General features: G+C 66.9%; 10 protein-coding genes. 6 read left to right on the forward strand and 4 right to left on the reverse strand.

All coding sequences use genetic code 11. The annotated features are described in order from the left end of the window. Window positions 1-88: 88 nt before the first annotated feature. The gene (locus tag ACFPOB_RS18265) at window positions 89-445 is read right to left on the reverse strand and encodes a hypothetical protein (protein ID WP_067993607.1); all 357 of its coding nucleotides are present in this window, start codon (window positions 443-445) and stop codon (window positions 89-91) included. A gap of 305 nt (window positions 446-750) precedes the next feature. On the opposite strand from ACFPOB_RS18265, the gene ACFPOB_RS18270 reads away from it, so the two are divergent. Next, window positions 751-1,197 carry a hypothetical protein gene (locus ACFPOB_RS18270; protein ID WP_377799796.1) on the forward strand — a complete coding sequence of 149 codons (447 nt, stop codon included), beginning with the start codon at window positions 751-753 and terminating at the stop codon, window positions 1,195-1,197. A 14-nt stretch (window positions 1,198-1,211) separates the two neighbouring features. Here ACFPOB_RS18270 and ACFPOB_RS18275 read toward each other — a convergent pair whose 3' ends face one another. The 3 genes from ACFPOB_RS18275 to ACFPOB_RS18285 all read right to left on the reverse strand — a co-directional run bounded on the left by ACFPOB_RS18275 (window position 1,212) and on the right by ACFPOB_RS18285 (window position 6,125). Continuing rightward, window positions 1,212-3,926 (reverse strand): caspase family protein, encoded by a 2,715-nt coding sequence (locus ACFPOB_RS18275; RefSeq protein WP_377799797.1) that lies wholly within the window; start codon window positions 3,924-3,926, stop codon window positions 1,212-1,214. A gap of 139 nt (window positions 3,927-4,065) precedes the next feature. After that, window positions 4,066-5,157, reverse strand: a complete 1,092-nt coding sequence (locus ACFPOB_RS18280; protein WP_377799798.1) for a hypothetical protein — start codon at window positions 5,155-5,157, stop codon at window positions 4,066-4,068. 20 nt (window positions 5,158-5,177) lie between these two features. After that, window positions 5,178-6,125 (reverse strand): LysR family transcriptional regulator, encoded by a 948-nt coding sequence (locus tag ACFPOB_RS18285; RefSeq protein ID WP_377799799.1) that lies wholly within the window; start codon window positions 6,123-6,125, stop codon window positions 5,178-5,180. 304 nt (window positions 6,126-6,429) lie between these two features. On the opposite strand from ACFPOB_RS18285, the gene ACFPOB_RS18290 reads away from it, so the two are divergent. The 5 genes from ACFPOB_RS18290 to ACFPOB_RS18310 all read left to right on the forward strand — a co-directional run bounded on the left by ACFPOB_RS18290 (window position 6,430) and on the right by ACFPOB_RS18310 (window position 11,998). After that, on the forward strand, window positions 6,430-7,461 hold the full coding sequence (locus ACFPOB_RS18290) for a transporter substrate-binding domain-containing protein (protein ID WP_377799800.1): 1,032 nt from the start codon (window positions 6,430-6,432) through the stop codon (window positions 7,459-7,461). Window positions 7,462-7,516: 55 nt separating this feature from the next. Continuing rightward, complete coding sequence (locus tag ACFPOB_RS18295; RefSeq protein WP_377799801.1) at window positions 7,517-8,713, forward strand: ABC transporter permease subunit; 1,197 nt, start codon at window positions 7,517-7,519, stop codon at window positions 8,711-8,713. Further along, window positions 8,710-9,843, forward strand: coding sequence for an amino acid ABC transporter permease (locus ACFPOB_RS18300; protein WP_377799802.1), 1,134 nt, complete (start codon window positions 8,710-8,712; stop codon window positions 9,841-9,843). The genes ACFPOB_RS18295 and ACFPOB_RS18300 overlap by 4 nt, the downstream gene beginning before the upstream one ends. Further along, window positions 9,840-10,634, forward strand: coding sequence for an amino acid ABC transporter ATP-binding protein (locus ACFPOB_RS18305; RefSeq protein WP_377799803.1), 795 nt, complete (start codon window positions 9,840-9,842; stop codon window positions 10,632-10,634). The genes ACFPOB_RS18300 and ACFPOB_RS18305 overlap by 4 nt, the downstream gene beginning before the upstream one ends. Window positions 10,635-10,696: 62 nt before the next feature. Then, window positions 10,697-11,998, forward strand: coding sequence for a serine hydroxymethyltransferase (locus tag ACFPOB_RS18310; RefSeq protein ID WP_377799804.1), 1,302 nt, complete (start codon window positions 10,697-10,699; stop codon window positions 11,996-11,998). The last annotated feature ends 9 nt before the right edge of the window (window positions 11,999-12,007 follow it).

Genomic DNA, 12,007 nt, shown 5'->3' on the forward strand with positions numbered 1-12,007 from the left:
TGGACATCGCGATACCCCCTGTAAGAAGCTGAAAAAACCAAGCGATCGGCCGGCGCGGAGATTCCGCGTCGAACCGGGAAAGAGGCCGTCAAGGCCCGAAGACACTCGCCGCGGCGTCCGCGACCTGTCGTTCCGGATACGCTCGGCAATAGGCGATGATCGCAGCGGCGATACCGTCTGGGCCCGCGAAGCGCCGGTGAGGCTCACCGGTGCCCGATTCCACACGCCCGGTGAGGTAGCCGAAGCTCCATTGCAGCGCGGCGTGCCCCTCCGGCAGACGCGCCTTGGGAGGCGAGTCCAGCACGCGGCAGGACAGGCCGCCCGCGCCGTTCAGGCGCGGCACCGCGCTCTTGGCTGGCGCCGTCGCGCAGAGGAGGCACAGCGCCAGTCCGGCTCGCGCCATCGATCGGTTGAGCGAAAGATGTCCTGGTGTGGTGATCGACATGGGTCCCTCGGCCGATCGAAGAAGATCTCGTTTACTTTTGCCACCGGGCCGGCATCTGTCGATTGCTTCCGGTTGCCGGGCCTTGCCGTTGGCGAGCCGCCTCAGCGGGCGCGGGCAAAGAGCATGGCGGCGTCAAAGAGGATGCGGCCACCCCTTCCTCGCGAATCCTGTCTCACGGCGAACCGCAACCCAGCGCAAGCAGGCGCAATCGTCGCCGAGCGATCAAAGCTGTATATTCGGAAAACAGATCAGAGGTCGCCACGGGCCACCCGGTACAGGACATCATCAGCGCGAAGGAGAACGTCATGGATCTTCAGCAGAACCCTGGGGCTGAGCCCCCCGCCGCGCAGAAGGAACTCGGCTGGACCGGGAACCTGCTGTTCATCGTCTGCGGCGCGATTTCGATGGCGGTGGGCCTCTGGATCGCCAGGGCGGCGACCGACTTCCTCTTCCCGGAACCGTGGCTGAAGCCCGGCGCCCCCTATCATCCCTCCGTCGCGTGGCTCGTGCGGGATTTCCCGGAGCCGCGGCCGCCACAGAACCACTGGGACATCGTGCAGGATGCCGGCTTCGCCGCGTCGTGGCTCGCCCACAAGCTCGCCACGACCGTCGCAAGCGTGGTGATGGTCTGGCCGGGCATCGTCTTCGGCAGTCTCATGCTCTTCACCGGCTTCCTATGCTTCTTCGTGACGTGGAGGCTCTTTGTGGAGCGGATCTACGATGGGCGGTGGCCGGCCGGCAGAGCATCGTGACCGGCACCTTCGATCTATGGCGTTGGGCCGCGCGATCCGACGCGCCTCGCCGGCGGCAGCTGGGCGAGGATGAGCCAGCGCAGTTCGTCCGCGGGAAGAGCATCGGCCTCCTCGCGCCTCTCGCCGCCGATGAATAGGACCGGCTGAGCCGTCAGCCCCGTCGCCACTATGATGTCGTCGTGCTGACGTTGGAGGGCCGCCCGAGCCGTACCGTTTCGAAGGCATGCATCGACATCGACGGGTGGGATGTCCCCCTCGCTGAGGACGTCAGCGAAGGCCCGTCTTCGCTGCGCTTCTTCGGCGATGCTCCCCCACCGGACGGCGGCGGCCACGAGCTTGCGAAACCGAGCGAAACGCGTCTCGGGGGCGGCGCAGACAGCGAGCAGCGAGGCCTCGACGCTCGCGTCGCCGGGAGCCCTGAGCGGCACGACCGAAAGATGCGCGTCGCCGCTCGCGACGAAGGGTTCGACGACCTGCATCAGCTTCTCGAGACCGCAACTCCCGCAGGACGGGGACATCGCGAGCGTCAATGACAGAGGCGCGTCCGGACGGCCGGCCGTGATGCCGAGCGAAGAATCGAGCACCCGCTCCAACGTTCGCTCTGTCGCGATCCGGTCGAGTTCACCGCGCGCATCGAGCCCGATCCGCGGTTCCGGCGTCGCTCTGGCGACATCGCGTAGCAGAGCCTCGGCCTTGGCCGGATCGCGCAGGGCGGGATCGCCGTAGAGGTAGAGCCGGGCGAGCGTAAAGCGGGCATGAAGGTTCTGCGCGACCTCAGGCCGCTGGAGGAGCGCCATCGCCTCCTTCTGCTGCGGGTTGACGATCTCGCGTCCGTCGGCGCCGGTTCGGCCATCGGCGAGGAGGAGGCCCAGCCTCAGGATCGGCTCAGGCTGACCAGCTTTCGCCGCCGCGCGCAGCATTTCGAGCGCCCGCTGCGGGTTTCGCCCGTCGCCCAGATAATAATCCGCGAGATCGAGTGTCGCAGGCTCGAATCCGGCCCTGGCCGCCTCGTCCGCGAGCGCAAGCGTGTCCGGCCCGATGCTGTGCTCGCGCCCGATGCGCTGGCGAGCCTGCCAGTAGCGGCCGGCGATATCGCCGCGTGACGCCAGAAGGCCGAGCAGGCGCGTGCGCTCCTCGGGCTCTAGCCGATAGGCCGGATCGGTTTCCGCACGCCGCACGATAACCGCGATGGCGGGCCGAAACCCGGCGGCGACCGCTTGCTGCAGCCAGGCACGTTCCCGTTCCGGCGAAAACAGAGCCGGCGAAAGACCGTTTCCGCTGAAATTCTGCGCAGCGTAATAGGCGACCTCACCGGTGCTGTCCTCTGCCGCCGCCTTGCGAAAGGCCGCCTCCACCTCGTCCAGCGCCTCGTACGGAATGCCTCCGATGCCGCCGCTGCGGAGCGTCGCCTCCGCGACCGGCGCGAGAATGGCCGCGACGAGGACACCCTTCGCCTCGGCGTCCCGCAGCGACCGGACGATAGCCGCCGGGCCGGCTTCGGCCGTATAGCGCAAGGGCGCGATCAGCATCGGCGCGATCACACCGAGCGGAAGATCGGTCTGTGCCGCCCTTTCGGCGAGAGCATAGGCCTCTCGCTCTCTCGTTTCCCGCGCTTGTAAATGGAGGGCGTCGGCATCCTGCGAGGCCCAGCCCGCGGCCAGCAGCACAGCCTTCGGATCGCCATCGCGGAGACCGGTCGCGACCTGCTCTTTGGCACCGGCTTGAGAAGCCGCCTTTTCGACCAGCATGCGCGGGATTAATTGACACCAGTCGCGGCGCGTCAGCCCATAGCGATCCGGCGCTCCGTCCCAGGGCCGGGCGCAGGTCAGATCATAGGCCGCCTTGTCGAGCAGGCCCGCGCGCAGCAGCCAGGTCGTGCGCGTTTCCGGATAGGCGGTCCACCACAGCGTTGCCGCCGCAACCATCGCCAGCGCCGCGACGCCGGTGGCCATGCGCTGCACGGCCTGCCGGCGCGAGAGCCGGAACGGCGGACGTTTGCTCCAGTCGCGCAGCCGCTGCTCGTCGGATTCCGTCAGGGACAAGGGCGGCATGAAGCCTTCGCGATAGACCGAGACCGTCTGCTCGTCCTTCGTCCAGAGGCCGACCTTGGTGGCGACGTCGTCGATCATGTCCTGCAGGCGGCGGCCGGGGACGAGCAGCCCCGGCAACTCCTCGGACAGAGCGAGCGCGAAAGGGCTGTGATCGCCCCATCCGTCGGCGGCGCGCGCCCGGGCCGCCGTCGAGAAGATGAGTTGCGAGGGGCGCGGCAGCTTGGCGCGCGCGAGCCCGGCCGTGACGCCGGCCGCATCCGCGGACATGTCGGTCACGACCTCGTCGCGGCAGGCGTCGATCGCGACGATGGTGGCGCGGCGGGGGCAGCGGGCCAGCTGCGCCACCGCGACGTCGAGCGGCAGCGATCGCGTTGCGAGATAATGCGGCGCCGGGATGCGCGCATCGACCGGCAGCAGGAAGTTGCCGCCCTCGTGCTGCACGCCGTGTCCCGCGAAATAGAGCAGCGCGATCGCGTTCGCGCCGGCCGCGTCGAGCTCTTCGCCGAAGGCGATGACCGCGTCCTGCATCGCAGCCAGCGTTGCGTTCTCGACCCGTCGCACGGAAAAGCCCATGCCTTCGAGAGTCCAGGCCAGCAGGCGCACGTCCCGGACCGGATTGGCGAGCGCAGCCGGGGAATAGGAGGCGTTGCCGATCAGCAGGGCGAAGCGCTGCTCCACACCGGATCCAGAAGGTCCATCGATCTCAGGAGCGGCGGCCGTGGAATCCGGCGGAGCGTTGGAATCCAAGGCACTGGCTGCGGTAGCGCAGCTCTCTCCCGATAGATCGAACCAGCGGCTGCGCATCTGCGTCGCTCCGTCAGATGGTCACGATGTACTCGGCGCTCGAAACCGTCACGGCGCCCGCGTTGCGCCGCTGCAGGCGGCGCAGATTGGTCAGGAAGCGGGCCGTCTCCTCCTCGTCTAGCGCGCCCGGCTCCGCATCCGCCCCCCGCGGATCGAGTAGTCGGCGACTGTCGGTATCCCAGAGCAGCGCCGTGGTCGCCAGGAACCGTCCGGGCTTGGGCTGCACGGGCGCCGCTTCAGGCATCAGCAGCAGCTTTCCCTCTACCAGGCGCGGGCGGGACGGGGACGGCAGCCAAAGGATCGTTTCGGCCCAGCTGAGTTCCCAACATCTGTGTCCGATCGGGCGCGTGTCGCGCGCAAGCAGCGTATAGGCCATGGCGGGCTCGCGATCGATGCCTTGCACCGCGATGCGGCCCTTGTGCCGGCCCGCCTCGAAGACCACGGGTCCGTCGCCGCCGGACGGCAAGAAGCCGTCGAAGCTGCGATCGGCCGCGAATTTCTCGATGACGAGCCGCACGGTTCCCTGCGGATTGACCCCAGGTGCCAAGTCGCCGAGCAGCGCGTCCTGCGCCCGGTCGAGCGTTTCGCCGTCCTCGATCCGCGCTGCCGACTGGATGCGACGGATGAAGTCGTAGAGCGGGAGTGTGAACTCGGACGGAGCCAGCGGCTCCGCCAGTCCGGGCAATCCACGCGCTCGCAGGCTGACGTCGAGACGCTTGTTGACGATCTCGGCGAGTTCGGTGGCGGTATCGAGGGAGAAGCCGTAATCGCCGTAAAGCAGCTTCGAGAATTTCGGCGCGCTGCTCTCCCAATTCGTCTCGCCGAACAGCCGAAAGGCAATCTCCGCCTCGGGCATCGGCATGCCGACGAGCTCCCGAAAAGCGCGCCATTTCAGATACAGGCCCGGAGTCGTCGCCATATGGTCCAACCACCTGCGATGCGGTTCAGCTTCATCATGATGCTGTGCCGCAGCCGCGAAGACAATTGCGGTGCCGAATGTCTGGTATCCAGCAAGCTCCCAATGTCGGGTTGTGGCGCAATCCATCCGCAAGAGAGAATCAGCGATAGCGGCCATTCGGCCCCGCTGCTCTGGCGTCCACTCCATCCCGACGACACCGATGCCGGTTACATCTCGGTTTGGGGTCGACCAGCGGCGCCGATGCGCCCCTTCAGGTCTGCCATCGCGGCGACCACGGATCGAAGTCCCTCGACGAACCCGGCGACCGCCGGATTTCGCAGTTCGCCGCTGCGGAAGGCGACGAAGATCCGCCGCGTGATCGTCGGGCGAATTTCCTTCAGGAGAAGTGTGCCGATGTAGTCACGGCCTCGAAGCCCCGGATTGATGGAGACCGAGCAGCCGGCCTCGACCATGGCCCGGACGACTTCGAAACTGTGGCAGCGGCCGTTGATGATCGGCTCGAACCCCGCCTCCTGACAAGCCGCGACGATGACGTCAGAGTAGGTCGCCGAGGTCGTGTCCAGTGCCCAGCGTTCCGTCGCGAGCTCCTGAAGCGAGATATGGGCCTGATCCGCGAGCCGATGATCGGGCGGCAACAGGACCTGCAACCGGTCGTCGAACAGATGCAGCGTCTCGACCTGCGCTTCGGCGAGGCCGGCCGAGGTCGTCAGATCGTCGATGATCGCGACATCCGTCTGCCAGGCACGCAGCGCGGCCAGGCTGTCGACCGGTTCGGATTCCTCGAACATCGCCACGAGATCGGGGAATCGCTGTGATAGCGCGCGAATTGTCGGCGGGATCAGGGAAGCCGCGACGGACGGAAAAGCGGCGACCCGCAACTCACCGGCGACAGTCTTCTTCAGTTCGGCGAGGTCGGTCTTCGCTTCCTCCAGGATGCCGATGACGCGGCCGGCATGCTCGACGAGGCGAAGACCGGCCGGCGTCAATCGCACCCCGCGGCCACGGCGCTCGACCAGTTCCACGCCCGCTTCGTCTTCCAGCAGCGCGATCTGCTGTGAAACCGCCGATGGCGAGATCAGCAGAGCCTCGGCCACCGATGCCATTGTTTTCCGCAATGACAGCTCACGGAGCGTGCGAAGCCGGCCCAGATCCATCGAAAGCTCCTCACTCTGCCTACGGGGTAATCATCCTCTTTTACTAATGTATATAGCAAAATTAATTAAGTAGACGCGAATGTTTTTCGAGCGCTAGCGTCCTCTTCAGGGAGCACGGCCGCTGTCCCGCGAGCGGGAGGAGCGTATCGACGAGACAGGCCTCGGCTCCCCCGGATGCTTGCCAGGGCAAAGGCTCGGCTGGAGCCGGTTCCGGCGCGAGGTGGCCATACGCTCGCCCTTGGTTTGCGATCCCGACGGCCTGTCACGACCAGATTCAACGACAACGAAAAGCAGGGGTGTTCACATGTTCCATTCGAAGTTTCTGGCCGTCGCGCTCACCGCGGCGGCATCGCTCTTGGCGACCGGCGCTTCGGCGACGGTGCTCGACGCCGTCAAGCAGCGCGGCATCCTGAATTGCGGGACGGACAATACCGCACCGGGCTTCGGCTACCTCAACACGAAGACCGGAAAGATCGAAGGGCTCGACGCCGATTTCTGCCGCGCCATCGCGGCGGCCGTGCTCGGCGACGCCGGCAAGGTCAACTTCGTCGTCGTCACCGACAAGAGCCGCTTCAACGCCTTGCAGACCGGCCAGGTCGACGTGGTCTTCGCACACACCACGGTGAAGCCGGTGCGCGAGTCCGCGATCGGCATCGACTTCCTGCCGATCAATTTCTACGACGGCACGGGTGTGATCTTGAAAGCCGCCTCGGGCGTAAAATCGGTCGCCGAGCTCGAAGGTGCCACGATCTGCACCACACAGGGCTCCGGCACCGAGAGCACGCTGGCCGGCGTGATCCGCCAGCGCGGCTTCAAGACGACGAAGGTCCTGACTTTCGAGAACCTGGAGAAACTCTTCGCCGCGCTCCAGGGCGATCGCTGCAATGCGATGTCGACGGACAAATCGGCTCTCGCCGCGTGGCGCGGCAATTCGGCCAACCCGTCCGACTATACGATCCTGTCGGAGACGCTCGACAAGTCGCCCTTCGCCGGCTTCGTCGTGGGGAACGACTCCAAATGGCGCAATCTGCTGCGCTGGGCGACCTATGCCCTGTTCCAGGCGGAGGAATGGGACATCACCTCCGCCAATCTCGGCGAGAAGCTGAAGGACGAGAGCCCCTTCATCCAGAAGTTCCTGGGAGTGAAGGGCGGCTTCGGCAAGGATTTCGGCGTCTTGGACGATTTCATCGCCGCGATGGTCAAGTCCGTCGGCAACTACGGCGAGATCTACGATCGCAACCTGGGGCCGAAGACGCCCTATTTCATCGACCGGACCGGCACGCCCAACGCCATGTGGTCCAAGGGCGGCGCCCAATATTCGCCGCCGTGGAACTGAGCCGCCTTTTCGGGGGCGAGCCAGACGGCTCGCCCCTCTCTCTGGAGAGCGGGTCATGACGATGCAGATCGCCGAATCCCATTCCATCGCGCCGGTTCGGCGACGCCGGCTCATCGCGTCGCGCTGGCTGCTGCAGGCCGCGATCGTCGCCGTGGTCGCAGGGCTCGCCATCTGGCTCGGCCTCGCCGTTCGTGAAGCGCTGGCCCGCAAGGGCATTCAGTTTTCGTTCGGCTATCTCGGGAACGCCGCCAATATCAGCCTGAGCGAGGGCTTGGTTCCGGTACTCGACGGGCTCTGGCCGGCGCTGGAGCCGTTCACGCCGTCGCACAGCAACGCGCAGGCCCTGCTCGCGGGCCTCTGGAACTCGCTCAAGGTCGCGCTCGCCGCGATCGTCCTGTGCACGGTGTTCGGCACGCTGATCGGGATCGGCCGCCTCTCGACGAACTGGCTGGTCCGCAATCTCTCCTTCGGGCTGGTGGAAGCCGTGCGGAACACACCGCTGCTGATCCAGATCGTCTTCTGGTATTTCGCGGTCGTCCTGCGCTTCCCACCGGCGAATGCCGCCTCGAACTGGTTCGGCGGGCTCCTCGCCAGCCGTTCCGGCGTCTTCCTGCCCGGCCTGACACTCTCCGAAGCGTCCAGCCCCGCCTCATGGATGCTGCTCACGGCCGCCATGGTCGCGCTGATCGCCGCCTGTGTCCTACGGGGGCGCGGACGGAAGCTGACTTGGCTCGCAGGAGCGGCCATCGCTCTCGCCGCATGCGCCTTCATCGGCTTTCCCCTCGCTCCAGACCTCCCCGTCGCCACCCGTTTCGGCGCCCGCGGCGGGATCGCACTTTCACCCGAGCTCACCGCGATCCTGCTCGCGATCACGGTCAACAGCTCGGCCTATGTCGCCGAGATCGTGCGTGGCGCGATCGATTCCCTGCCGAAGGGGCAGTGGGAAGCGGCCGCATCGCTCGGGCTCTCCCGCAGCCATACGCTGCGCGACATCATCCTCCCGCAGGTCTTCCGGATCGTCCTGCCGTCGCTCGCCAACCGCTACATCAGCCTGACCAAGGACACGTCGCTCGGCATCGCGATCGGCTTTCCCGACCTGTTCAACGTCTACGGCACCGTCTCGAACCAGACTGGCCGCAATCTCGAAGGCGTGGTCATCGTGATGCTGACCTATGTCGTCCTGAGCTGGATCATCAGCGCCTGCGTCAATGCACTCAATGCCCGCGTGAACGGGTCGGGAGGAGCGCGATGAGCACTGCAGCCCTGCGGTGGGCGCACCGCAACCTCTTCGCCAAGCCGTTCGACACCGCATTGTCGGTCGTCGTCATCCCGCTGCTCGGTTGGACGCTCTACGCCTTCGCGCATTGGGGGCTCGCCGAGGCCCGCTGGGAGGTGGTCGGCGGCAGCCTCAAGGTGCTGATGACGGGCATCTACCCCGCCGAACACCTCTGGCGGGCCTGGTTCTCCGCCGCGACGCTGTGCGCCATGTTCGGCTCCGGCCTCGGTCTGTCGGTTCGCCCGAGCCTCGTGGCGCTGACGGCGGTGACGTTGACCGGCCTCGCCGTCGCGATCATCGTCGCGACGAGTTCCGGAGCGGCGGCAGGCGCCGCGACCGCGGCCTGCGCCTCGCTGGGCATCGGCGCCTGGATCGCCGTCCATTCCTTCGCCCCCGTGCGACGCCTCGTCCTGCCGGGCCTTCCGCTCGGCGTGGCGGCGATCTTCGCAGTGCTGTCGCCGCCGGGCTTCGAAGCCTGGGGAGGATTGCTGCTCAGCGTCGTGCTCACCATCACGGTCTCGATCCTCACCATTCCCTTCGGCATAACGCTCGCTCTGGCGCGGCAAAGCCGGATCGCCAGCCTGCGCGTCATCGCGACCGCCTATATCGAGACGATGCGGTCTGTGCCGCTGATCCTCGTGGTCTACTGGATCTGGATCATCGTGCCGCTGCTCGTCCCGGACACGTCCGTGCCGAGTCTGCTGCGCGGCATGGCGGGCTATGCGCTGTTTTTCGCGGCCTACGTCGCCGAGTATGTCCGCAGCGGCCTGCAGGCCGTGCTGAAGGGACAGATCGAGGCGGCGCGGTCGCTCGGCATGAGCACCTGGTCGGTCAATGTCGATATCGTGCTGCCGCAGGCATTGCGCGTCGTGGTGCCTTCCCTCGTCGGGCAGATCCTCGACATCTTCAACGGTGCGACGCTGGTCTTCATCATCGGCCTGACCGACTTCCTGCGCGCCGGCCAGATGATCCTCGCCGATCCACAGAACAGCGGCCGGACCTACGAGATCTACGTTTTCCTGTTCGCCGTCTACTTCGCGATCGGCGGGGCCATCACCTACGCCTCACGCCGTCTCGAAGCCCATCTCGCAAGGGGATCGCGATGAGCGCCTTCCAGAGCACGACCACCGCCCCAGCCCGCGACGCGATCGTCAGCATCGCCCGGCTCAACAAGTCCTTCGGCTCGTTCCATGTCCTGAAAGACGTCGATCTCGATGTCGGCCGGGGCGAGGTGCTCGTCGTCATCGGCGCCAGCGGCTCGGGCAAATCCACGCTGATCCGCTGCGTCAACGGGCTGGAGATGTACCAGAGCGGCCGGCTGACGGTCGACGGCTTCCACATGCCGACCCAGGCCGACCGCGAGATCGGCGGCGACAGAGAGCTGGCCGAGATCCGCAAGGGGGTCGGCATGGTGTTCCAGCAGTTCAATCTGTTCCCCCATATGAGCGCGATCGACAATGTCGCCATCGCGCCCATCCGGGTGCGCGGCCGCAAGCCGCAGGACGCGAGGGACACCGCGTTGCGCCTGCTGGAGCGCGTCGGCCTGCGCGATCACGCGCACAAGTTTCCGGGGCAGCTCTCCGGCGGCCAGCAGCAGCGCGTCGCCATCGCCCGTTCGCTGGCGATGGAGCCGCGCATCATGCTGTTCGACGAGCCGACCTCGGCCCTCGACCCCGAAATGGTCGGCGAGGTGCTCGACGTCATGCGCGAACTCGCCCGCGAGGGCATGACCATGATGATCGTGACCCATGAAATGGGCTTCGCCCGCGAGGTCGCCGATCGCGTCGTCTACATCGATCACGGCTGCATCCTGGAAATGGGCGCACCGGCCGAGATTTTCGACCGGCCCGCCCATGAGCGGACCCGCACCTTCCTCTCCCGCGTGCTCAGGCACTGATCCTTCGACCGTCCATCGCGGTCGCGCGGAACGCGCGCCGCCTTTCCTTCACGAGGCTCATCATGTCGACATCTCCCGCTCCCCTCCAGACGCTCTCCAACGATGCCGGCTGGCATGATTTCTTCGATGCCGACGCCCGCCGGCTCGGCGCCGACGTCGTGGCGCTGATCGACCTCGACCGCGAGCGCGAGAAGCGTTCGCTCAACATGATCGCCTCCGCCTCCTATGCGCCGCTGGGCCTGCGCCAGATCGAGGGGACGCATCTCGTCAACCGGGCTCCGATGGGATTGCCGGGCCGGCGCAGCGTGGCGAATTGCGAGGAGCTCGACGCGATCGAGATGCTCGCCATCGAGCGGGCCAAGGCGATCTTCGGTTCCGAATACGTCAACGTCCAGGCCCTGTCCTCGACCATCGCCAACGTGGCTGCGCTGCGCGCGATCCTGCCGGCCGACGGCGCGCGGCTGCTCACCTTCGACGAACTCGCCGGCGGTCATGTCAGCCATGGCGCCCTGCGCCACATCACCGGTGCCGGCCGCGAGGTCGTCTCCTTCGGCGTGACCGCGACGGGCGCGCTCGATCTCGACCAGGCGCGCGATCTCGCCCGCAAGACGCGTCCGCATGTCCTGCTCGCCGGCCCGTCCTCCTATCCGCGGGAAATGGATTTCGCCGCGCTGAAGACGATCGCCGACGAAGTCGACGCCCTGCTCTTCACCGATATCGCCCATGTCTCGGGGCTGATCGCGGCCGGCCTCCACGCCAACCCGGTGCCGTTCTCGGACGTGTCCACGACCTCGACCCAGAAGACGCTGTGCGGGCCGCGCAACGGGGCCTTCGTCTTCGCCAAGGAGAGGTTCGGCGCCGCGATCGATGCCGCGGTCTTCCCCGGCCTCCAGGGCCCGGCCGCATCCAACATGATCGCGGCGCGCGCCGTGCAGATGGAGATGATCGCGCGCCCCGCCTTCGCGCAGCTCATGCGCGAGATCGTCGCCAATGCGAAGGCCTTCGGAGCGGGGCTCGAGGACGGCGGCATCGGACTTTATACCGGCGGCACCGACTCGCACATGATCATGGCCTATACGGGCGAGAGCTGGACCCAGCCGCAGCTCGTCGCGGGTCTCGCCGCCTACGGCATTCTCGGAAACGCGATGCGCGCGCCGGGAACGGCTGGAGAGCCGCGCACCGCCTTCCGTTTCGGCAGCGTCGCCCTGACGATCCGTGGCCTGAGCGAAACCGAGGCTGCAGTGCTCGGCCGCGAGGTCGCGGACATTCTGCGCGCCGGCCCGGAGGCAAGCGTCGATCCCGCTCGGCTGCGCCGCCTGAAGGACCTCGCCGCCGCCCATCCCATCCCGTCCTTCGTCGACTGACCTTTCCAA

It is taken from the genome of Allobosea eneae (genome assembly GCF_042657265.1).
GTDB classification, from domain to species: domain Bacteria; phylum Pseudomonadota; class Alphaproteobacteria; order Rhizobiales; family Beijerinckiaceae; genus Allobosea; species Allobosea eneae.

Excerpts from the sequence above, each read along its gene's own strand:
- ACFPOB_RS18265 (WP_067993607.1), bottom strand. The coding sequence starts at position 445 with ATGTCGATCACCACACCAGGACATCTTTCGCTCAACCGATCGATGGCG.
- ACFPOB_RS18270 (WP_377799796.1), top strand. The coding sequence starts at position 751 with ATGGATCTTCAGCAGAACCCTGGGGCTGAGCCCCCCGCCGCGCAGAAG.
- ACFPOB_RS18280 (WP_377799798.1), bottom strand. The coding sequence starts at position 5,157 with ATGGAGTGGACGCCAGAGCAGCGGGGCCGAATGGCCGCTATCGCTGAT.
- ACFPOB_RS18285 (WP_377799799.1), bottom strand. The coding sequence starts at position 6,125 with ATGGATCTGGGCCGGCTTCGCACGCTCCGTGAGCTGTCATTGCGGAAA.
- ACFPOB_RS18290 (WP_377799800.1), top strand. The coding sequence starts at position 6,430 with ATGTTCCATTCGAAGTTTCTGGCCGTCGCGCTCACCGCGGCGGCATCG.
- ACFPOB_RS18295 (WP_377799801.1), top strand. The coding sequence starts at position 7,517 with ATGACGATGCAGATCGCCGAATCCCATTCCATCGCGCCGGTTCGGCGA.
- ACFPOB_RS18300 (WP_377799802.1), top strand. The coding sequence starts at position 8,710 with ATGAGCACTGCAGCCCTGCGGTGGGCGCACCGCAACCTCTTCGCCAAG.
- ACFPOB_RS18305 (WP_377799803.1), top strand. The coding sequence starts at position 9,840 with ATGAGCGCCTTCCAGAGCACGACCACCGCCCCAGCCCGCGACGCGATC.
- ACFPOB_RS18310 (WP_377799804.1), top strand. The coding sequence starts at position 10,697 with ATGTCGACATCTCCCGCTCCCCTCCAGACGCTCTCCAACGATGCCGGC.